This window comes from Muricoccus vinaceus, assembly GCF_042433125.1.
Classification (GTDB): domain Bacteria; phylum Pseudomonadota; class Alphaproteobacteria; order Acetobacterales; family Acetobacteraceae; genus Roseomonas; species Roseomonas vinacea.
In genome coordinates, this window is record NZ_JBHLVZ010000091.1 from 38,370 (window position 1) to 59,137 (window position 20,768).

Here is a 20,768-nt window from a genome sequence, read left to right on the forward strand (position 1 = left end):
ACAAGCGCTGCCTTCCCTGCCGGGGACTGCACCAGCCGGGGCCACCGCCTGTCAAGCCGGGCGGGCGCGGGGCTACTCCTCCGGGCGGTCGCTCAGGGCCGGGGCGGCGGTGGTGCCCGCCAGCCGGGTGCCCTCGCCCAGGCGGATGGTCCCGTCGGGCTGCGGCACGGCCAGCGGCGCCACCCGGATGCGCGCCGTGCTGCCGGTGACGCCCAGGGCGCGGGCGACCGGGGGGGTGATGTCCAGCAGGCGGCCGGCGCTGGCCGGGCCTCCCGGTCGCACCTGCACCAGGGTGGAACGCCCGTTCTCCAGGTTCTGCACGCGGGCCGTGGTGCCCCGGGGAAAGACGCCGCTCACCCCCACCGCCGGAACCGAGGCCAGGGCGGGGTCCGCCAGCACGGCGGCCTCGCCCTCGCGCAGCTTGCCGGAGCGGTCGGCGCCGCGGCCCGGAAGGGGGTTGGGCGCGGCGCGCGGCGCGATCTCGATGATGGCGCCGCCGCCCTGCTCCCGCTGGGCCGCGGCGAGCGGCGCGGCCTGGAGCAGAACCGCGAGCGCGGTGAACAGGGCCGGCATCCGGCGAAAGGTCATCGGTCTGCCCCGCTTCATGAAGGGTTCCGCGCGGGAGCGCGCTCCTCCCTCCCCCGGCGGCACCGTCGGGCAGGGAACGCGGGGGCAGCCTATCCGATGCCGGGCAGAACCCGAAGTGACCAGCGGCGGATCGCCGCTCAATCCATCCCGAGCAGCCCGTAGATCCGCTTCACATAGGCGCCGAACTCGGCGGTGGTCTTGATGTCGAGACCGCGCGCGGCCGGGAGGTCGATGGGGAAGTAGTCCGCCATCCGCGCCGGCCCTGCGGTGAGCACGGCGCAGCGTGCGCCCAGGAAGACCGCTTCCTGGATGGAATGGGTCACGAAGAGGATGGTCTTGCCGCTTTCGCGCCAGATGCGCAGCATCTCCAGGTTCATGCGCTCCCGCGTCAGGGCGTCCAGCGCGCCGAAGGGCTCGTCCATCAGGATCAGCTTGGGGTCGTGCACCAGGGCGCGCGCGATGGCCGCCCGCTGCTGCATGCCGCCCGAAAGCTGGTAGGGATACATCGCCTCCGAGCCAGCGAGTCCGACCATGGCCAGGAGGTGGCGCGCCCTGTCCCGCGCCTCGCGCCTGGGCAGGCCCAGGATCTCGGCGGGCAGGGTGACGTTCTCGAGGATGGTGCGCCATTTGAGCAGCAGCGCCTGCTGGAACACCATGCCCACGTCCCGCCCGGGCACGAAGCCCGAGGCGGCGTTGCCGATGCGGACGGTGCCGCCATCCGCATCGTGCAGCCCGGCCAGGATCTTCAGCACCGTGGTCTTGCCGCAGCCGGAAGGGCCGACCAGGGAGACGAGGTCGCCTTCCTGCACGCTCATCGTCACGTCCGACACGGCCACGAAGTCCTGCCCGCCGGTGCGATAGGTCTTGCGGACGTTCTCCAGGCGGATCAGCGGCTCCCTCACGACAGCCAGCGCCCCAGGTTCTGCGCGACGAAGGCGTCGTCGGAGAATTCGGGATAAAGGCGGCAGATGCGGTCGATGGCCTCCGACTGGCCGGGGCTCAGCCCTTCCGCCGGGTTGAGGCACCAGGTGCCCTCCAGCAGGCCCTGGCGGCGCAGGATCTCGTGGCAGCCGGCGATGCATCCGTGGAAGTTGTTGGCCACGTCGAAGAAGGCGGCGTTGCAGTCGGTCACGGCGGAGTCCAGCGCCAGGATCCCGGGCGGCAGCGGCCCGGCCGCGACGGCGGCCTTGAGGTGCTCCAGCAGTTGCACGGCGCCGCGCGTCCAGACCGACCAGTGGCCGAGCAGCCCGCCCTGGAAGCGGACCGTCACGGGCGCGCCATCACGCTTCACGACGAAGGGGGTGACGAGGTCGAGCACGATGTGGTCGTCGTTGCCGGTGTAGAGGGTGATGCGGTCCTCGGCCCGCGCCTCCACCAGCCCGCGCACCACATCCAGCGTGCGGTAGCGGTTGAAGGGCGCGACCTTCACGGCGACGACGTTGTCGATGGCGCAGAACTCGCGCCAGAACCCCGCATCGAGCGACACGCCGCCGACCGCGGGCTGAAGGTAGAAGCCGACCAGCGGGATTTCCTCCGCGATGCGGCCGCAATGGGCGATGATCTCGCCCGGCGTGGCCCCCTTCATGGCCGCGAGGCTGAGCAGCCCGGCGTGGTAGCCCAGCCCGGCGGCGGTGCGCGCTTCCTCCAGCGCCTGCTCCGTGCGCCCGGCCAGGCCCGCCACCATCACCAGCGGCCGGTCGGTCCAGGCGCGGCTGTCCTCCATCGCCGCTTCCAGCACGGGGCGGTAGAGGCCGACGTCGCGGATCTCGAACTGCGTGGTGTGGACGCCCACCGCGAGCCCGCCCGACCCGGCATCGAGGTAGTAGCGGGTCAGCGCCCGCTGGCGCCGCCGGTCGAAGCGCCGACCGGCGTCCAGCGCCAGCGGGTGGGCGGGGATGGCCACGCCCTGTCGGAGCAGCCGAAGCGTTTCCGGTGGCAGGTCGGAGCGGTGGAGCGGCATGGGGGTTCCTCGTCTCAACCCAGCTCCGGCCCCGCCACGGCCATCAGCCGCGCGGGATCGCCGAAGGGTGCGGCCCGGTGGAGGGCCATGCGGTTGTAGGGGCGCTCCGGCGTGAAGCCGCGGGCGCGAAGATGGTCCGCGAGCCCGGTCCAGCGGTCCGCGAGGTCGAGCAGAACGGGGCCCCGGGCTGCGCCGAGCGCGGCCTCCAGCAGGTGGGCCGCCTCCGCCTCGCCGGTCGCGACCAGAGGCCCGACCTGCAGCGCCTGCCGCCCCGGGCGGGCGAGCACGAAGCCGGGGCGGCCGGGCAGGCGGAAGGCCTGGGCCGGGGCGCGCGCCAGCAGGGTGCGGAGCAGGGCCGCGCGGTCGGCCCCGAAGGCCTGGGCATCGAGGGCGGCGCAGGAGGCCAGCGCATCCGGACGCAGGAGTGGCAGACCGACCGGATCGCCGCCGCCCGTGCCGCGCCAGCGGGTCAGGCCGAACTGGGTCTGGAAGCCGAGCGGGCGGTAGATGCGCTCGCCCGCCGGGGTGGCGTCCAGCACCGGGCAAAGGCCGGCCTCCGCCAGCGCCGCCATGCAGCGGCGCAGCACGCGGGTGCCGAGGCCCCGCCCGCGCATGGAGGGCGCGACGAGCACCATGCTGATCCAGCCGAAGCCGCCGGAGGCATAGGGCAGCACCGCCCCGCTCGCGGCCGGCGCCGCGGCATCGCCGATGCCGAAGACGGTGCCGTGCCGGAAGAACACGTCCCAGTCCGCCGCCACCTGGTTCCACCCGGCCGCTTCGGACAGGGCGAGGCAGCCCGCCATGGCGGCGGGCGTCAGCGCGCCGGGGAGCGGCAAGCCGGGGGACAGGGCCTCAGTAGGCGCCATCCCGGACCTCGAAATGCGTCGGCTTGCCCAGGCTCTTGCCGCCGCGCGCCACCCACTCGGCCACCCAGTCCATCATCCGGGCCAGGGGCACCAGGGGATAGCCGAAGAGCCGCGCCGCCTCGGCCGCGTTGTTGAGCCAGGCGGTGGGGGCTTCCTCGCCGGTGATCACGGGCGGCTTGCCCAGGCGCTCGCCGAAGGCCTTGGCCAGCCAGCGGACGGAAATGGTTTCCGGCCCCGTGACGTTCAGCGGGGCCGAGGGCACGGCGGCGTGGCGCAGGCAGCGCAGCGCCTGGGCATTGGCGTCGCCCTGCCAGATGACGTTCACATGCCCCATGGTGACGTCCACCGGCTGCCCGTCGCGCACCTTGCAGGCCACGTCGAACAGCACGCCGTAGCGCAGGTCGATCGCGTAGTTCAGGCGGAACAGGCGGCCGGGCGTGTTGTGCAGGGCGGAGAAGTGCTGCAGCAGCCGCTCCCGCCCGATGCAGGAGAAGGCGTATTCGCCGGGCGGGTCCAGCACGCTGTCCTCGGTGGAGCCGCCGGAGTTGACGGGCACGAAGGGGTACACGCAGCCCGTGGAGAAGGCGACGATGCGGGACTCGCGGAAGGCCTCGCCCACCAGGGCCGGCACGTGCGTGTTCATCGCCCAGGTCAGCGACTGGTCGCCCGAGGCGCCGAACTTGCGCCCGGCCATCAGGATCACGTTGCGCGCGCGGGGAAGCCGCTCCAGCGCCGCGCGGTCCAGCAGGTCGCAGGCGATGGTTTCCACGCCGTGGCGCTCCAGCCCCTCGCGCAGCCCGGCCTCGCTGAAGCGCGCCACGCCGAAGACGCGCCGGCCGGGCAGGGCGTTGCGGGCGAGGCGGGCCAGCGTCGGCCCCATCTTGCCGCCCACGCCCAGCACCATCACGTCGCCTTCCACCGCCGCGAGGTCGGCGGCGAGCGCGCGGCTGGGGCGGGCCAGGAAGGCGTCCAGCGCCTCCGCGTCCTCGAAGCGGCCGGGCAGGTCGGAGGGGTCGAGCCATCCGGCGGCGTTGGACATGGCTTATCCCTTCCTGGCGTCCCGCGGGACGAAGCGGCGCTCCAGCCCGAGCACCACGAGGTAGAGCGCGAGGCCGAGCAGGGTGAGGAGGATGACGGCCATGAACATGGCCGCCGTGTTCAGCGAGGCCTGCACCTGGATCATCAGGTAGGCGAGGCCGCGGTCGGAGGCGACGAACTCGCCCACCACCGCGCCGGCCACAGCAAGGATCGCCGCCACCTTCATCCCGGAGAAGATGAAGGGCAGCGAGCCCGGGAGCTGGATGTAGCGGAACACCTGCCAGCGCGAGCCCTTCAGCGAGTGCACGAGGTCGAGCAGGTCCGGTTCCACCTCCTGCAGGCCGCGCACGGTGGTCAGCAGCACCGGGAAAAAGCAGAGGCTGAAGGTGATCAGCATGTTGGTGGCGATGCCGTAGCTCATCCACACGACCACGATGGGGCCGAGCGCCACCTTGGGGATCATGTTCAGCGTGACCAGCAGGGGGAACAGCACAAGCGTCAGCGTGCGCGACCAGCTGAAAACCAGCGCGAGGGTGACGCCCAGCGCCACCGCGAGCGCGTAGCCGCCGCCGATTTCCGCCGCCGTGACCAGCGTGTTGGAAACCCAGGCATGGGTGGGCACGGCGAGGGTGGCGACCACCGCGCTGGGCGCGGGCAGGATAAAGGAAGGCAGCGCGGCGCCGCGCGCCAGCGCCTCCCAGAGAAGCACCACCGCGACATGGACCAGGGCGATCACCAGCCAGCGCCGGCGCGTGGCGGCCGCCGCCGCCAGGGCGCGCGGGTCGGGAACGGCGGGGATGTCGGTGCTCGCCTCCGCGATCATGCCGGACCTTTCCTGCTGGCACGATCCTCGTGCACCCAGGGACGCTAGCGGAGCGCCGCGGGCCTCGTCAACCAAACGGTTGACAGTGCCGCCTCAGGGCCGGAGCGCCGAGAGGACGAAGTCGATCACGTGCCGCCGCCGGGCCGCGATGGCCGCCCTCGTGCCCAGCCGGGCGCCGAAGATGGCCGAAAGGGTCCGGTTGTTGGAGAAGAAGAAGTACGACAGCCCGGCGATGGAGATATAGACATCCACCGGATCGAGATCCGCCCGGAACACGCCGCCGGCGGCACCGCGCGCGAGCGTTTCCCCCAGCAGCCCGATCAGCGGCGAGTGCATCTCCCGCAGTCCCGCCGAGGCGCGGACGTGCCGCGCGCCGTGCTGGTTCTCGTCGTTCAGCAGGGCCACGAACTCGGGATGGGCGGCCAGGTAGTCGAAGGAGAACCCCACCAGCCGCTCCATCGCCTCGCGCGGTGCGAGATCGGCCAGGTGCAGCGCGCGTTCCTGGGCGCGGATGCCGGCATAGACGGCCTCCAGCGCCGCGGCGTAGAGGTCCTCCTTGGTGCCGAAATGGTGGTAGACGAGCTGCTTGTTCACGCCCGCGCGGGCCGCGATCTCGTCCACGCGCGCCCCGGCCAGGCCCTTCGCGGCGAACTCGCCGATGGCGGCTTCCAGCAGGACGCGGCGCGTGTTCTCGGGATCGCGCCGGCCCCGCGCGCGCTCCGGTTCTTCGGGCTTCGCCGCAGTCGGGCGCCGCATGGCGGGAAACCTCCGTGCCAACCATCCGGTTGAATGTTGTTGCAGCGCCGTGAGGGCGTGGATACGCTCGGGCCGTGCTTCGATAAGGGGAGAATGCTCGCATGACCAGGGACCGTTTCGCCCTTCCGCGTCGCGGGGTCCTCCTCGGCGGGCTGGCCGCACCCTTCATCGCGCCGCATGGCGCGCGCGCCCAGGCGCGGGACAAGGTGACGTTCGTGCTGAACTGGACGGCCGCGGCCGACCACTGCCCCTATTACCTGGCCAAGGCGCAGGGCTGGTACGAACAGGCGGGGCTGGACGTGACGATCGAGGCCGGGCGCGGCTCCGGTGCCTCGGCGCAGCGCGTCGCGGCGGGGACGGCGCAGATCGGGATCTCGGAGATCCCCACGGCTCTGCTGGCGCGCAGCCGGGGCGGCAACCTTGCCGCCGTGATGGCGGTCTACGCCAACTCGCCGCAAACCTTCTACTGGCTGCGCAGCAGCGGCATCTCCAGCCCGCGCGACTTCCCGGGCCGCTCCATCGGTAACCCGCCGGGCGATGCCGCGCGGGTGATGTGGCCTGTTTTCGCCCGCCGCGTCGGGATCGACCCGGCCTCGGTCCGCTTCGTCAACATCGCGCCGCCCGCCAAGATTCCCTCGCTGAAGAGCAAGGTGATCGACATCACCACGGATTTCTGGAACGAGCACGACCTGAAGGCGCGCGAGTTCGGCGCCGACCTCGGATTCCAGCGCTGGAGTGACCTGGGGCTGAATCCCTATGGCAACTCCATCATCGCCAATGGCGACGTGCTGTCGAAGCAGCCAAACATGGTGAAGGCCTTCGTGCAGGTGTCGCAGCGCGCCTTCGCCGCCACGGTGGCCGATCCCGAGCCGGCGCTGCGCGCGCTGTTCGCCGCCGTGTCAGGCCTCGACGACTGGACGCAGCACCGGCAGTGGGAGCGCGTGAAGGAGTTGATGCGCGATCCCACCACCACCTCCGTCGCGCTCGGCGCCTTCGACGCCGCGCGGATGAAGGCCGATTACGACCTGATCCAGAGCCAGTTCGAGGGCGCGCAACCCTTTGATCTGGACAAGGCCTACAGCAACGCCTTCCTCGACACGGGGATCAAGATGACCACCGCCTGAGGGCGGCGGGCAGCACGGCGCGGAAGATCGGGCTTTCGGCTTCCACGACCGGCGATGATGCCGGAATGGTCGTGGCCGGGCGGCAGGGGCATCGCGGGGCCGGCGCCATGCCGGCGCAGACGATGCGCCGCCGGGGCCGGTTGAGCGGGTGGCCAGGCAGCCATCGTAGAAGCGGCGCATGTGAGGCATCACGGCCTCCGCCATCGCGCGGCGCCCTTCCTCCGCAGGCGGGAGCGGGCGACCCATGCGCTCCGCGATCTCGGCCAGCACGGCGCCGCGGTCCAGCCGGGTGAAGCGGCCCTCCCGGAACACCACCTCCCCACCGATCATCACCAGCCGCACGGCCCCTGTCCTGGCGCGCTGCACCAGCACGTCCACGGGCGGGAGGTCCGGGCTCTGGTAAGGCCAGGTGACGGCGTGCCAGCCCAGCAGCAAGAGGTCCGCCGCCATGCCCGGGCGGAGCGCGCCGATCCGCGCGGCGAAGGGCGTGGTGGCGGCGCCGTGCTCGGCCCCCATGCGCAGCACGGCGGCGGGGCCGGGAGATGGGGCGTCGATGCCGGGCTGGCGGTGCGCGCGGAGCACGAGGCGCATCTCCTGCAGCATGCCGCGGTCATCGTTGATCCCGGCCTCGTCGATGCCGAGGGCCACTGGAATGCCGTGGGCGCGGAAGCGGTTCACAGGGGCCGGGCCGCTCATCAGCCGGAGGTTGGAGGAACAGTTGTGGCAGATCCTCGTGCCCGTGCGGGCGCAGTCCGCGATGTCCTCCTCGCGGCGGTGACGGAGTCCGTGGTGTTGCCGTTCACCACCAGGATGCGCGTCATGCCGCGGCCGTTCGTTCCGCGGGAAGCGGGCGATGCTGTGGCGCCGGGCGAACCAGGCCCCGCCCCGCTCGCGCATGTGGCGCAGCACGCGCTCCAGCACCGCGATGCGGCCGGCGCGGCCGATCATGCGCAGGTGCAGCCCCACCGAGAGCATGCGCGGCGCTTCCCGCCCGCCCCTCCTGCGCCGTGGAGGAGCACCGCGCCATCATCCGCGCGATCGGCGAGGGCGCCACCGAGCGCGCCGTACGCCTGATGTGCGGGCACCTGGGCGACGACGCGGCGCGGGCCGAGAAGGCGGAGTAAGGGCCGGGCCTCAGCCCCCGATTCGTTGATCCACCCAGGCGGCGTGGCCGAAGAGCGCCGCATTCGCGTTGGCCAAGGCCAGCATCTGCAATCGAGCGGCAGCCCTTCCGATCGCAGCACGGGCAGGGTGAGCACCGGCATGCCCAGCAGCGAACCCGGCACCACGAAGACCGGGTTTCCGGTGGAGCCCAGGCCGGGCGGTGCCGCGCCCGGCGCCGTCACGCTCACCACCGCGTCGCAGCGCGCGGACACGGCGGCGAAGGCGGCACGGGCGGCGGCGCGCCGTTCCAGCAGCGCCGCGTAGTTGTCGCGCGTCATGCGCCGCCCCAGCGCGGCGTGCTCGTGCACCGAGGCGCTCAGCGCCTCCGGGTCCCGTTCCGGGCAGTCCTCGGGCCCCACGACCTCGATGCCGGCGGCGCGAAGGCGGTCCAGCGCCTCCTCCAGCGCCCGCCGCGCCCCGGGCTCCAGCACCGGCCAGCCGGCCGTGCGCAGCAGGCCGAGCCGCGCCGGGCGCCGGGCCTCCGGCGGTGCCAGGGGGCCGCCCAGGCCGGGGTAGCCGGGGGCGCCGCCCACGCGCTCCGCCATGGCGCGCGCCAGCACCCAGGCGTCGCCCAGGCTGGCGGCCAGGGTGCCCGTGCAGCCCTGGCTCGGCATGTCCAGGCTGCCGCCACGGTTGATGCCGCCGACGCTGGGCTTGTACCCGACCACGCCGCAGAACCCGGCGGGGCGGACGATGGAACCCACCACCTGCGTGCCCAGCGCGCCCGACACGATGCCCGCCGCCACCGCCGCCGCGGAACCGCTGCTGCCGCCGCCCGGCGTGCGCGCGGTGTCCCAGGGATTGCGGGTGCCGCGCGGCTCGCTGCCGGCGAACTCGGTGGTGACCGTCTTGCCCAGGATCACCGCGCCCGCGTCGCGCAGCGCCCGGGCCCCGGTGCCGCTGAAGCGCGGCTGGTATCCGTCGTAGAGGGGCGATCCCATCTGCGTCGGCATGGTGTCGGTGTCGAGGATGTCCTTCACGCCCCCGGGCATGCCGTCGATCGCGGAGAGCGCCCGGTTCTGGCGCCAGCGCGTGGCGGAGGCATCGGCCGCGTCGCGGGCTCCCTCCATGTCGACCACGGTGAAGGCGCCGATGCGCGGCTCCCAGCGCTCCAGATCCTCCAGGCATTCCTCCAGAAAGGCGCGGGGGGTTTCGACGCCCTCCGCAAAGCCACCGCTGCGCGAAAGGAAGGGCCGGCGCCGCGGCGTCGTTTGGGGGATGCTGTCCATGCGTGCATGCTCCATGCGGAACCATAGGGCGAGGTCTCCCTCGCCCGCGCGCAGCCTGCCGGCGAGTGGTTCCTCACCGAGCGGGACAAGCAGGTCTTCGAGGCGGCCGGCTACGGCACGCGGCAGGGCTTCGGCAAGCGGCCGGCGCTGCTGGTCATCGACGTGAACTCCAACTTCCGCGGCGACAAGCGCGAGCCGTTCCTGGAATCCATCAAGTGCTGGCGGAATTCCTGCGGCGAGGAAGCCTGGGACGGGGTCGAGGCCATCGCGAGGCTGGTGGAGGCCTGCCGCGCGAAGGGCCTGCCCATCCTCTACACCACCGGCGACAAGCGCGCCGACAACGGGGATGCCGGGTCCTGGGCCTGGAAGAACCGCCGCAACGGCGAGGCCCCGCGCGTGCCCGTTTCCAACCGCGACGGCAACGACGTGGTGGACGAGATCGCGCCCGGCCCGCGGGACGTGGTGATCCGCAAGCTCAAACCCTTGGGCTTCGAGGGTACGCCGCTCGCCTCCTTCCTCACGCTGCTCGGCGCGGACAGCGTGCTGGTGACGGGCACCACCACCTCGGGCTGCGTGCGGGCCACGGTGCTGGACGCCTTTTCCCTGAACCACCGCATCTTCGTGGTGGAGGAAGGCTGCTTCGACCGTTCCCAGGCAAGCCATGCCATCAACCTGCGCGACATGCACGCGAAGTATGCGGACGTGGTGCCGCTGGAGGAGACGCCGGGCTTCATCGAGGGGTTGCCCGAAGGCCTCTTCGAGCTGCCGTCCGGCACCGGCATGCAGGCGCCGGGCCTGGCCGCGGAGTAGGCGGGAGGGTGGCCGTGCGGGCCGGCCGGGCGTCAGGCCCGGTGGTACCGCACCTGGATCGGGCACAGGCACCGCTCGGGCCCGCAGGGGCAGCCGAAGGTCACCGCCATCAGGCGCCGCAGCAGGCGCGCCGTGCCTGCATCCGGGACGTGCCACTCGATCGGCCTGCCTCCGGCGGCGCGCACCTGCCTTCGGGCACGGTCGATCATCGGCCACACCACCTCCCGCAAGGCCCAGGCCGTGGTGGCGGGGGCGGGAGGAGCCCGCCTGGGCTCCTGGGGATCCAGCATCCGGATGGCCTGCGCGTGCTTGCCCTCCCAGCCCCAGAGCTTGGCATCCAGCAGCACGCCGCGCCGCGCGTCGTACCCGTCGAAATCGGCCCGCATGCCCCTGTTGACGACCACGTAATCGCGGGCGGCGGAAGTCCCCGTCACCTTCTCCTGATAGGCGCGGGCGGCGGGGGACATGTTGCGCCCGAGGTGGTGGTTGGCGACGTACCGGCCGGGGCCCTGGGGCTGGCGGCCCGCCGGCGCCGCGCCGGCGCGCCGCTGGGGGTCTTTCCCGGGCAGCGCCCCGCGCGCCGGCGAGGCACCGGGGCGCCCCGTCCGCGCCGGCCGGGGCGCCTCGTCCTCCGCGTCGTCGTCCTCGTCGGCGGGTGGGCCGGGCGGCAGCAGCAGGGGCGAGCGCCGGAGCGCCCGGAGGGCGCGGCCCAGCGCCAGGTTGGCCGTGCCTGTCGGCAGCCGCCCGTCCGGCCCCACCTGCGGCGCGGGGGCCATCGGATAGGTGTGCACCGCGCCGCCTTGCTTGCGGGCCCAGAAGGCATGGGTGGCCGGCCGCACCAGCACCCCGCCCACCGCCTTTCCCGCGCCGATCGGCTGGCGCGCCTTCGCACCGCCCGGTCCGGCGGGGGAGGCCTGGCGCACCTGGCGCTGCCCCGGCAGGCCGGACCCGGCGAGCGGGATGAACACCGTGCCGTCCCCGCGCGCCAGCGGCACGCGGTCCGCCAGGGGCGGCACGGGAGCCCGCGCGGCCGCCCGCCGCGCCGCGTCGTCCGAGGACCAGACGCCCTGCGGCCGTCCGGTGCTGAAGATGCGGTCGAACACCGCGCGGAGGTCGCGCCTGGGTCCGTGCCGGCCGGTGCCCAGGTCCTTTTTCCGGATCTTCGTGCCGCCGCTCATTCCGGTGCCTCCCCCGCGGGCATGGCGCGGGGCGCCGGCCCGCCCTGGCCCTGTGCCGCGCCGCGCCGGGCCAGCAGGCGCCGGATGTTGCCGCCCAGCACCTGCGCCTCCGCCCCGGGCGGCAGGCCCAGCAGCTTCACCTTGTGCAGTTCCAGCCCGGGGTGCAGCCAGGGCCCGTCCGAGCCGAAGATCACCTTGCCGGGCCCTGCCCGCTCGATCGCCTGCACGATGTAGTCGAAGCGCCGCACGCCGGAGGTGTCGGCATAGACGTTGGGATGGCGCGCGATCTGGTCCACCACGCGCTGCTGCGCGCGCCAGTCGTCCACGAAGCTGCCGAGATGCGGCACGATGAAGTCCACGTCCGGGTATTGCGGGGCGATCATGTCCATCACCTCCGCGCGCCCGACCACGTCGAACAGCACGGGGATGCGGAAGGCACGCGCGGCCTCGCAGGCCTCGCGCGTCAGCATGGCCTCGTAGCCGTGCACCTTGATGCCGCGGAAGCCGTGCCGGCGCACCGCCTCCGCCACCATGGCGCCGATCCGCCCCTTGTCGCGCCGGCAATGCACGAAGGCGAAGCCGATCAGCCGCGGCGCGTGCCGGCGGACGATGCCGGCCAGGCGCGCATTGGCCGCGCGGTAGTCGCCGTCGAAGGCGGGGAACACCACCGTGCGCGCGATGCCCGCCGCCCCCGCGCGCCGCAGGTATGGGCCCAGCGGCGCGTCGGTGTTCCATGGGTCGGTCAGGCCATCGGCCGTGCCGGCATGGCAGTGTGCGTCGATCGCCCCGGCCACGTCCCGTTCCGCACCGTCCAGCGGCACGGCACGCTACCCCGCCGTCAGGGCGCGGGTGCCGCGCGGGCCGCCCGCGCCGCGCACCGCATCCGGCACCGCGACCGCGACGCCCACCGTCTGGGCGCTGGCCAGCCATTCCTCCGCGGCGTCGGCGATGTCCTGGGCCAGGGCCTCGAACTGGGCGCGGGTGGCGGTCAGGATGAAGGGCTGGGACAGCCAGCGCAGGATGTCCCGCCCCGCCACCGCCATGCGCGAGCGCGGCGAGACGTTGATCTGTTCCTTGTGGTAGCGGCGCAGCACGTCCTCCACCACGTCCCACGCGGTTTCCGCGCCGAACAGGGCGCGCACGTCCTCGGCCTGAAGGATCTCGAAGGCCTCCTCCAGCAGTTGCAGGGTTTCCACGCGCAGCACGCTGAGATGGCCGTAGGAGAAGTTCTTGAGGTTGTAGCGCAGGTCGAGCCCGGCGCGCCGCACCGTGGCGATGCTGCCGAAGCTCGGGTCGTTGGCGCGGTCGCGCACCACCTCGGAGATGCGCTTGTCGCGGAAGAAGCGCGCGACCTCCGCGACGAAGGCGTTGAACAGCCCGTGGAACTCGGTGTTCGGGCTGGCCCAGCGGGCGGGTGGCACGGTGGCGCCCGGCGGCATGCCGTGCACGGGCGCGCGGTAGCCGAAGGCGCGCAGATAGGCCTGCAGCCGTTCCTGCTGGGTGTAGCGCAGCACCTGCTTGCGGTCGAACTGGTACAGGCGATAGGCGCCCGGCCCGTCGGAAAGGCGCACCACGCCGCCCTTGAACAGCTCCTGCAGGGTCATCACGGCCCGGAAGGTTCCGGCCATCTCGCCGGCCTGGTGGACGTAGTAGAAGTCCGCCATGGCGCTGCCGCGCTCGGCCGTCATCTGCTCGTCATAGGGCTTCACGGAAGGGGTGACGCGCGCCTGGCCGAGATCGGTGCCGGCATCGGGCCCGATGCCGATCAGCCCGGCCAGGCCGTTGTCGGGCGGGGCCGCGGCGTCGGCTTCGGCCTCCAGCGCGCCGAGCATGTTGTTGACCATGCCGTTCAGCACGTCCGCCAGCTGCGGGTTGGCCACCAGCACGGAGGCGTTCTCGTCGATCAGCCGCTGGCGGAAGGCCGCGATCTGCCTTTGGGAGAGCTGGTACTTCTTTTCCGTCAGGAACTGCTGCTTGCCGTTCTGTAGGGGCATGGCCCTGGTCTCCGGGGCTTGCGTTGCGAGGATCGCCCGGCTCAGGGCGTCGAACCGCCGGGGGACGGCGCGGGTGAGGAGCTGGCCTGCGGGTCCGGGCCGCCGGCCGCCCCCGGCTGCGCACGGGCGGTGGCGGCACCGCGGGATGGCGTGGCCATCCGGGATGGCGTGGCCATCCGGGATGGCGTGGCCATCCGGGGCGGCGTGGCCGTCCGGGGCGGCGCGGCCGTCCGGGGCGGTGCGTTCGCTGGGGCGGGCGAGGCGGTGCGGTTGGTCTGCGGCGCCTTCGCCTGGCCGGTGCCCGCGGCCTTGCGCTCGATCTCCGTTGCCAGCTGCGCGACGGCCAGCACGTGCTCGTCCAGCTCCTGCAGCGCCGCCACGATCCGCCCGCCGCCGGGCAGGCCTGAAACCCGGCGCCGCAGCAGCTCGAGCATCTCGGCCAGCTTCCCGGCCTCCGCCCGCACCAGGCCGATGCTGATGCTGCGGCCCTCGGCCATGGCCTGGGTCCAGCCGGCGGCCGCGGATTCGCACCAGCGCAGCAGCAGCTCGGCGTTCATGGTGCCGCTGTTGTTCAGCATCATCAGCAGCCGGTCCGCCTCGTCGATCCGGAGCGCGTCGAATTCCGTCCGCACCTCCGCGACGGAGGCGGGAATGGCGCGCACGGTCCAGGTGAGGCGCGCGAAGAGCGTGCCGATGCCGCCCAGCACGTTCTTCCTGTACCGGGCGAGGAGGTCCCTGGTGAGTTGGTCGGTCTGGGATTGCAGCATCCGCATCGTCTCGCCCACGCCCTCCTTCTCCAGCAGGACCAGGTCCAGCCGGTCCGGGTCGGGGGCGTTGGAGAGCCCCAGCGCCCTCTCCAGCGCGGCGCGCACCGTGTTGAGGTGCTCGGCACCGAGCTCGATGCGGTCGGGCGCGCCACCGCCCTCGCGGCCGAACTCCTCCACCACCATGTCCAGCGTGCGGCGATAGGCGGCGGCCAGGCTCTCGATCGCCTCCTCGTCGGGGTCGGTCACCACCGGCTCCAGCTGATCCAGCAGGGCATTGATGTTCTGGCGGATGTCCTGCGCCTGCCGGAAGAACACGGCCTGGGCGCCGGCCACCAGCGCGCCCGCCGGCCCCTCCACCGGCTGCGCGCCGAGCGGGCGGTAGCCGATGGCGCTCTCCCCCTTCTCCGTGGTCTCCGGGAACACCTCGGCCAGCCGCGCCAGCGTGCGCCGGGGGTCGCCGCCCGACGAGAGGCCCAGCACCCGCGCCATGCTCTGCTGTGCGAGCCGCATCAGGTCCAGCGAGCCGCCCGCCGCCACCAGCCCGCCCGTGCCGGCGGGGGATGCGGCGGTGAAGGCCATGGTTTCGAGCGCGGCCAGCACGCGCTGGTCCGGCCCAAGGGGGGCCTGCGCCTGCGGGCCGCTGGTGTTATTCGGCATGGGGCTGCCCTCCTGCTGATGATTTTGGCGCTGGCGATCTCGGCCGCCGCGCCGCCCGGGGCTCGGCCGCGGCCGCGAGGGCGAGCTCCGCCCATTCCTCCCAGGCCTCGGCCACGCGGTCCTCGAGCCGTGCCATGGGCTCGCGGCAGCGGACCAGCGCCTCGGCCACGCTGCGGGCCCAGGGGCCCCAGGCGCGTCCTTCCTCGCTGCCCGCCAGCGCCTGCAGCGCCGCATGGGCCTCGGGCGAGGCGAGGCTGCCGTGCAGGCGGCGCGACAGGGCGCGCGCGTTGCGACCGAGCGCGACCAGCGCCGCCGCGCTGCCGCCGAGGTCCAACGCCGCGCCGAGGCCAGCCGCCACCTCGCCGCGCAGCCCGGCGGCCTCCGCCTCCTCGGCCAGCGCGAGCATCTCCGTCGCCCAGTCCTCGTAGCGCCCGGCGAGAACATGCTCCCCGCCGGCGGGGCGGGCGTGCAGCACGGCCCAGTGCAGGCGGTCCCCGGCGCAGGCGCGCAGCTCCTCCAGCGCCAGCAGCACGGCCTCGAAGGCGGTTGCCATGGTCATCGGCCTATCTCCGGACCAGGGCGCGGTAGAAGTTGCGCGCGATGGTGCCGGGGGGCGCCCAGCGGCGGTCGGCCGCGTGGCGCGCGGCGCCGACCAGGAAGATGGCGGGCACGATGCCGGGGTCGCGGCTTTCCGCCAGCCGGCGCGCCGCTTCCTCCACCAGGCCCTGGTCGCGCGCCTCGAAGCGCACGGAGCCGGCGAGGCTGCGGCCGCCGAGCTGCGCGAACGGCTGGAAGGCGATGGCGTCCACCGCCACCTCGCAGGCCCTTGGGAAGGTGTCCAGCAGCGCGCGGGGGATCGTGCCGGGCGCGGGTGGCGGATAGAGCCGGTCCCAGGCCTGCCGGAAGCCGCGCGCCCGCTCCTCGAAGCCCATGCGGCGCAGCAGCTCGATGTTGATGGGGATGCGCAGCCAGGGCGTGGGGTGCACGCCCTTGGGGTCGAAGCGCTGCGTGCTGCGGACGGAGCGCGCGGTGACGTCCATCAGCGAGGCCACGATCTCCGGCCCGCCCAGCAGAACCGCGACCAGGTCCGCCCAGGTTTCCTGGTGCCAGCGCGCCCAGGTCTTGGCGATGGCGGGGGAGAGCCCGGCCTCCAGCAGTCGCCTGGCGATGGCCAGCGGCACGGCCTGCCACAGGCCGAGGTCGGATTGCAGGTTGTGCCCGCTCTCGTGCAGCACGGCGCCGAGCGTCCAGGGATTCACCAGGCGGTGGTGCGGAAGCTGGATCAGCGGAAAGGGGTTGGGCCGGCGCCCGAGCTTGGCCATGGCGATGCCGCGCCGCCAGGTGGCGGGGCCGGACTGCGTTTCCATGTAGCAGAAGGGCGCGGGGGACGGCACGGGCCTGGCCCGGCCGATGCCGGTGTAGACATACTGGTAGCAGTCGAGCGCGATGCGGTCGCAGGCCAGCAGCATCGGCCCGAAGCGCGACTGCCGCTGCCCGAACAGCTCCAGGTAGAAGCTCCAGATGTCCTCGGCGCGGCGCACCCAGTTCAGCATCGCCTCGCGCGAGGCCAGCAGCCGCGCGAGCGAGGCGCGGTCCGGCGCGCGGGCGGCGGCGCGGGAGGCGCGCGCGATCTCCCGCGACATGGCCAGCACGTTGCGGCGGAGGTCGCCGGTCAGCGCGTTGGCGGCTTCCAGGTGGCCGTCGCTCGGCGCCTCGGCTGCGCTGCCGAACTCGTCGCGCCGGAAGGGGCGCAGCGCCGCCGCATGGCGCAGCGCGGTGGGCGATTGCAGGCCGATCCAGCGGGTGAGCTGGTCCGCCTCCCCTTCCCGCCATTCCGTGGCGTCCGGCCTCGGCGCGGCCGCAGCCCCGGGGGCGGCGGCCTCTCGGCTGATGGTGGCGGCGGGGATCGGCATGGCTCCTGCCCGGCTGGCGGCGTTGGGGTTGGCGGCGCCTGTTGCGCGGCGCTCAGTAGGCGCGGCGCATCGCCACCCGCGGGCGCCGTCCGGCACGGACCAGGATGCTGATCGCGATGTCCGGCTTGTTGAACACGCGGTAGGTCTGCCCGGCCATGATCCGCACGGCGCGCTGCGGCGTCACCGGCTGGCCCATGCCGGCGCCGCGGGCCATGGCCTGCGCCGTGCGCGTCAGCACGTGCGGCAGCACGCGCACCAGCGGGCGGGTGGCCGGGTGGCGCCGCATGGCGCCCGCCAGCCGCCCCGCCGCCATGGCGAGGGCGGGCGTCGCGCGGCGCAGCGCCGGGGCGCTCGCGCGGGCAAGGCGCGTGGCCAGCGGCACCAGGCTGCCGGCCAGGGCCTCGGCGGCCGCGCCGTTGTGCGCGGCGGCGGCCTCGTGCGCGATCTGCTCCATCAGCGCCATCTCGCCCTGCGCGCCCCCGAAGCCCATCTCGCCCTCGGGCTGCATCTCGCCCTCGCCGAATTCCCCGAACTCGCCCATGCCGGCCATCTCGTGGCTGTATTCGCCCTCGCCGCTCCATTCCTGGGCGCCGGCGAATTCATGGGTCATCTCCCCCGACATCTCGCCGTACATGGTTTCCGGGCTGAACTCGCCTTCCTGCGCGCCGAACTCCCCGAACTCCTGGGCGCCGAACTCGCCATAGGCCTCGCCGCTCGCGCCCGAGCCCAGCTCGTGCAGCGCGGCCTCGAGCTGCTCCTGCTGCTCCCGCGTGAGCGAGCGCACGAGGTTGCCCGCGATCGGGCCGGCGATGGCGCCCACGCCCGGGATGGCGCCCACCACCATGCGGGCGGCGAAGGGCGCCACGGTCTTGAAGGCCCGCTTGAGGAAGCGGCCGAATTCCGGATCGGGCCGTTCATGCAGCGGGCTGAACTCGCCCTGAAGCTCGTACATGGTCCCGGTGCTCATCGCAGCCTCCGCTGGGTTCGATGCGGGGAGGAAAGCGCATCGCGCACGTCCCGCGCGAGCCGCACGTGTCGGGGAACATGCACGGGGTTCACCCGGAGATGCTTCGCCCGGGAAGGCTTCGCATGGATGAGCGACTAGGAACCGGGCTGTGACGCAACGCACAGTTGAGGAACCGTGACTCCTATCATTGTTCGTTGCAGCCCCCCGGATGGGGCCGGAAAGGTCCGGGCCGGATAACACCCGTGCCCGGGCCGGTGGCGGCCGCGCGGGAATGTTCCCGCCGGGCCGCGGCGAAGGAGGGAAAGCCATGGCGCAACCCCGGGGCACCATCGCCCTCCCGGCCCTGGAGGCCGAGGCGCCGCCGCGGCCGCTGCACCCCCTTCTCGACGCCGTCGCGGAGGCGCTGGACGAGCTTGCCCTTGGGCAGAGCCTGGCCGCCGCGGACGAGGACGGGCGGGAAACGCTGGTGAGCTTCGACCTCGACGGCTTCCGCTACGCGCTGACGCGGCGACGGCTGGCGGATGGCGTGCGGCTCAGCCCGCGGGAGGCGGAGATCATCCGGCTGGTGGCGAACGGCCTGCCCAACAAATGCATCGGCGCGATGCTGGACATCAGCGCCTGGACGGTCGCCACCCACCTGCGGCGGATCTTCGCCAAGCTGGGCGTCAATTCCCGGGCGGCGATGATCGCCCGGGCCGGGGGCGCCGCGTCCCAGGCCGTCGCGGCCCCCGCGTCGGGGTGGGGCGGCGCGCAGAACGGGTCCGGGAAGGCTGCCGGAGCCCTGCGCGGCCTGGCCCAGGGCCAGGTGGGGCGCGCCCCGGCCTGAACGCCGCACCCCTCAGCCCAGCGCGGCCGCTTGGCCGTCGCCCAGCGCGGCCGCCTGGCCGTCGCGCGGCACAGGCCCGTCCGGGGGGCTGCACGCCGCCTCCGCGACCAGTTCCCGCATCCAGCGATGACCGGCGTCGCGATCGTCGCGGATGTGCCAGACCTGAAGGAAGCGCAGCGGCGGAACCGGCAGGGGGATCGGCGGCGGAAACAGCAGCAGGTCGCCCCGGTTCGCGTGGATGGAGACCAGTCTTTCGCGGATGTGGCCGACGAGATCGGTGCCGAGGATGACGGCGGGGATCGCGACGTAGTGCGGCAGCACGGCCACCACCCGCCGCGCGAGGCCGAGCCTGGCCATGATCTCGTCCAGCTCGATCCCCACGTGGCGCGGCCCGGCGACGGTGACGTGCGAGGCGGCGAGGTAGTCCTCCTGCGACAGCGCCCCGTTCCGCAGGCGCGGGTGGTGGCGGTCCACGACGCAGAACAGCGCGTCGGTGTAGAGCTGCTGCGACAGCAGCCCTTCCGCCAGGTGCGGCAGCACGCCCAGGCCGAGGTCGGCCTCACCTTCCGCCACCATGTCCCCCGCCTCCCCCGCGCCGCTGCCGAGGATCACGAGGTCGATCCCCGGCGCCCGTTCCCGCACCAGCGCGATGAGGCGGGGCAGCAGCTCCAGCGTCATCACCTCGGTCATCGCGAGGCGGAAGGTGCGTCGCACGCTGGCGGGGTCGAAGCTGGTCTGGCTGCCCAGCGCCGCCCGCACATGGGCCAGCGCGGCGCGGACGGGCACGTGCAGGTCCTCGGCGCGCGCGGTGGGCTGCATGCCGCCGGGACCGCGGGTGAACAGCGCGTCGTCGAACAGCAGGCGCAGGCGGCGGAGCGCATGGCTGACGGCGGGCTGGGTCAGCCGCACCCGCGCGGCGGCGCGCGTAACCTGGCGCTCGCTCATCAGCGCGTCGAACACCACCAGAAGGTTCAGGTCCACGCGCGACAGGTCGATCATCCCCGCCATCATGCACCACGTTCATGATATGATGAATAACTATAGATGGATTTTTGCGGAAGCGACGGAGCATACCGCTCCCACCGGCCCGCCCCCGCGGCGGCCCCAGGGGAGGAACATCCATGAGCACCATCGGCCACCGGCGCTACGTCGCCCTGCTGCTGCCCTTCGACGAGCAGATGAAGGTCGATGAGCAGGCCTTCCGCCGCTATGTCCGCTATTACGCCGACGATCCGCGCTTCGCCGCCGAGGGCGGGCTCTGCGTCAATCCCGAGGCCGGCGAGATCTTCTATCTCACGCGCGAGGAGAAGCGCCGCGTGCTGGAAATCGCGATGGAGGAGGCGCACGGCAAGCTGCCCATCATCGCCGGCACCTGGGCGCTGCGCACGGAGGAGATGGTGGAAACGGCGCGCGACGCGAAGGCGCTCGGCGTCGACGGCATCTTCGTCACTCCCCCGGGCGGCGCGCAGGACGTCACCTCCTGCTGGGACGCCGACGCCTATCCGGAGATCTGGCTGGACACGGTGATCGCGCAGGACCGCGCGGTGGACCTGCCGATCATCACGCATCCCGTCAGCGGCAGCGACTTCCCCTTCTATCCCGGCCTGCCCGTGGGCGCCGCGCTGCACATGTGCCGGGAGGTGCCGAACATCGTCGGCTGGAAGATGACCTACACCTATGACGGCTTCCGCATCGTGGCGAAGGGGCTGCGCAGCCTGAACCGCCCCGTGGCCATCATGGGGGCGCTCGCGTCCCGCTTCCACGAGTACCGCGCCACCGGCATGTTCGACGGCACGCTGAGCGGCTTCTGGACCTTCGCGAAGGAGCCGATGCTCGACCACCTGGAGGCCTGGGACCGGCGCGACCTGGAGGGTGCCTGCCGCATCTGGGACAGCGGGCTGGTGAACCTGCACGAATACATCGCCGACATGGGCCGGCTGCACATCCGCTACAAAACCGCCGCCTGGCTGCGCGGGCTGATCCCCAGCCCCTTCATGCGCTCGCCCATGCCCAAGCCGAAGCCGGAGGAGATCGACACGATCTACAACCTGCTGAAGGCGCTGAACCTCTCCGTGATCGACCGCAGCGACCTCAAGCGCGCGGCCTGA

General features: G+C 73.2%; 20 protein-coding genes and 1 pseudogene. 4 read left to right on the forward strand and 17 right to left on the reverse strand.

Going from position 1 to position 20,768, the window contains the following annotated elements; all coding sequences use genetic code 11:
- Positions 1 to 72: 72 nt before the first annotated feature.
- From ACFFIC_RS26470 to ACFFIC_RS26500, 7 genes are all read right to left on the reverse strand, one after another.
- A complete protein-coding gene (locus ACFFIC_RS26470; RefSeq protein ID WP_377056083.1) occupies positions 73 to 606 on the reverse strand; it encodes a hypothetical protein in 534 nt (177 codons plus the stop codon).
- Positions 607 to 725: 119 nt separating this feature from the next.
- Positions 726 to 1,490: an ABC transporter ATP-binding protein gene (locus ACFFIC_RS26475; protein WP_377056085.1), complete on the reverse strand. Its 765-nt coding sequence runs from the start codon at positions 1,488 to 1,490 to the stop codon at positions 726 to 728.
- Positions 1,487 to 2,548, reverse strand: a complete 1,062-nt coding sequence (locus ACFFIC_RS26480; protein ID WP_377056087.1) for a dihydrodipicolinate synthase family protein — start codon at positions 2,546 to 2,548, stop codon at positions 1,487 to 1,489. Before ACFFIC_RS26480 ends, ACFFIC_RS26475 begins: the two co-directional genes overlap by 4 nt.
- 14 nt (positions 2,549 to 2,562) lie before the next feature.
- Positions 2,563 to 3,414, reverse strand: a complete 852-nt coding sequence (locus ACFFIC_RS26485; protein WP_377056089.1) for a GNAT family N-acetyltransferase — start codon at positions 3,412 to 3,414, stop codon at positions 2,563 to 2,565.
- Entirely contained in the window at positions 3,401 to 4,453 is a 1,053-nt protein-coding gene (locus tag ACFFIC_RS26490) for an NAD-dependent epimerase/dehydratase family protein (protein ID WP_377056091.1), read from the reverse strand. Before ACFFIC_RS26490 ends, ACFFIC_RS26485 begins: the two co-directional genes overlap by 14 nt.
- A gap of 3 nt (positions 4,454 to 4,456) precedes the next feature.
- The gene (locus ACFFIC_RS26495) at positions 4,457 to 5,275 is read right to left on the reverse strand and encodes an ABC transporter permease (protein ID WP_377056093.1); all 819 of its coding nucleotides are present in this window, start codon (positions 5,273 to 5,275) and stop codon (positions 4,457 to 4,459) included.
- Positions 5,276 to 5,368: 93 nt separating this feature from the next.
- Positions 5,369 to 6,031: a TetR/AcrR family transcriptional regulator gene (locus ACFFIC_RS26500; protein ID WP_377056095.1), complete on the reverse strand. Its 663-nt coding sequence runs from the start codon at positions 6,029 to 6,031 to the stop codon at positions 5,369 to 5,371.
- Positions 6,032 to 6,132: 101 nt separating this feature from the next.
- Here ACFFIC_RS26500 and ACFFIC_RS26505 point away from each other — a divergent pair, with 101 nt between their 5' ends.
- Positions 6,133 to 7,155 (forward strand): ABC transporter substrate-binding protein, encoded by a 1,023-nt coding sequence (locus tag ACFFIC_RS26505; RefSeq protein ID WP_377056097.1) that lies wholly within the window; start codon positions 6,133 to 6,135, stop codon positions 7,153 to 7,155.
- Between the two features lie 321 nt (positions 7,156 to 7,476).
- Here ACFFIC_RS26505 and ACFFIC_RS26510 read toward each other — a convergent pair.
- Positions 7,477 to 8,130, reverse strand: a pseudogene (locus tag ACFFIC_RS26510) (amidohydrolase family protein); the annotation flags it as partial.
- Positions 8,100 to 9,548, reverse strand: coding sequence for an amidase family protein (locus ACFFIC_RS26515; protein ID WP_377056099.1), 1,449 nt, complete (start codon positions 9,546 to 9,548; stop codon positions 8,100 to 8,102). The gene ACFFIC_RS26515 and the pseudogene ACFFIC_RS26510, both read right to left, overlap by 31 nt.
- Positions 9,549 to 9,704: 156 nt before the next feature.
- Here ACFFIC_RS26515 and ACFFIC_RS26520 point away from each other — a divergent pair, with 156 nt between their 5' ends.
- Positions 9,705 to 10,358 carry an isochorismatase family protein gene (locus ACFFIC_RS26520; RefSeq protein ID WP_377056169.1) on the forward strand — a complete coding sequence of 218 codons (654 nt, stop codon included), beginning with the start codon at positions 9,705 to 9,707 and terminating at the stop codon, positions 10,356 to 10,358.
- A gap of 32 nt (positions 10,359 to 10,390) precedes the next feature.
- Here the strand turns inward: ACFFIC_RS26520 and ACFFIC_RS26525 are convergent, their stop codons facing one another.
- The 7 genes from ACFFIC_RS26525 to ACFFIC_RS26555 are packed head-to-tail and all read right to left on the reverse strand — an operon-like array spanning position 10,391 to position 17,834.
- Positions 10,391 to 11,536 (reverse strand): Tox-REase-5 domain-containing protein, encoded by a 1,146-nt coding sequence (locus tag ACFFIC_RS26525; protein ID WP_377056101.1) that lies wholly within the window; start codon positions 11,534 to 11,536, stop codon positions 10,391 to 10,393.
- Entirely contained in the window at positions 11,533 to 12,357 is an 825-nt protein-coding gene (locus ACFFIC_RS26530; RefSeq protein WP_377056103.1) for an amidohydrolase family protein, read from the reverse strand. The genes ACFFIC_RS26525 and ACFFIC_RS26530 overlap by 4 nt, the downstream gene beginning before the upstream one ends.
- 6 nt (positions 12,358 to 12,363) lie before the next feature.
- On the reverse strand, positions 12,364 to 13,530 hold the full coding sequence (locus tag ACFFIC_RS26535; RefSeq protein ID WP_377056105.1) for a hypothetical protein: 1,167 nt from the start codon (positions 13,528 to 13,530) through the stop codon (positions 12,364 to 12,366).
- A gap of 41 nt (positions 13,531 to 13,571) precedes the next feature.
- On the reverse strand, positions 13,572 to 14,954 hold the full coding sequence (locus ACFFIC_RS26540) for a hypothetical protein (RefSeq protein ID WP_377056107.1): 1,383 nt from the start codon (positions 14,952 to 14,954) through the stop codon (positions 13,572 to 13,574).
- Complete coding sequence (locus ACFFIC_RS26545) at positions 14,944 to 15,513, reverse strand: hypothetical protein (protein WP_377056109.1); 570 nt, start codon at positions 15,511 to 15,513, stop codon at positions 14,944 to 14,946. The genes ACFFIC_RS26540 and ACFFIC_RS26545 overlap by 11 nt, the downstream gene beginning before the upstream one ends.
- 4 nt (positions 15,514 to 15,517) lie before the next feature.
- Positions 15,518 to 16,867 carry a hypothetical protein gene (locus ACFFIC_RS26550; protein WP_377056111.1) on the reverse strand — a complete coding sequence of 450 codons (1,350 nt, stop codon included), beginning with the start codon at positions 16,865 to 16,867 and terminating at the stop codon, positions 15,518 to 15,520.
- Between the two features lie 52 nt (positions 16,868 to 16,919).
- Positions 16,920 to 17,834, reverse strand: a complete 915-nt coding sequence (locus ACFFIC_RS26555) for a hypothetical protein (RefSeq protein ID WP_377056113.1) — start codon at positions 17,832 to 17,834, stop codon at positions 16,920 to 16,922.
- A gap of 307 nt (positions 17,835 to 18,141) precedes the next feature.
- On the opposite strand from ACFFIC_RS26555, the gene ACFFIC_RS26560 reads away from it, so the two are divergent.
- Complete coding sequence (locus ACFFIC_RS26560; RefSeq protein WP_377056115.1) at positions 18,142 to 18,660, forward strand: helix-turn-helix transcriptional regulator; 519 nt, start codon at positions 18,142 to 18,144, stop codon at positions 18,658 to 18,660.
- A gap of 12 nt (positions 18,661 to 18,672) precedes the next feature.
- Here the strand turns inward: ACFFIC_RS26560 and ACFFIC_RS26565 are convergent, their stop codons facing one another.
- Positions 18,673 to 19,671 (reverse strand): LysR family transcriptional regulator, encoded by a 999-nt coding sequence (locus tag ACFFIC_RS26565; RefSeq protein WP_377056117.1) that lies wholly within the window; start codon positions 19,669 to 19,671, stop codon positions 18,673 to 18,675.
- Positions 19,672 to 19,781: 110 nt separating this feature from the next.
- On the opposite strand from ACFFIC_RS26565, the gene ACFFIC_RS26570 reads away from it, so the two are divergent.
- Positions 19,782 to 20,768 (forward strand): dihydrodipicolinate synthase family protein, encoded by a 987-nt coding sequence (locus ACFFIC_RS26570; RefSeq protein ID WP_377056119.1) that lies wholly within the window; start codon positions 19,782 to 19,784, stop codon positions 20,766 to 20,768.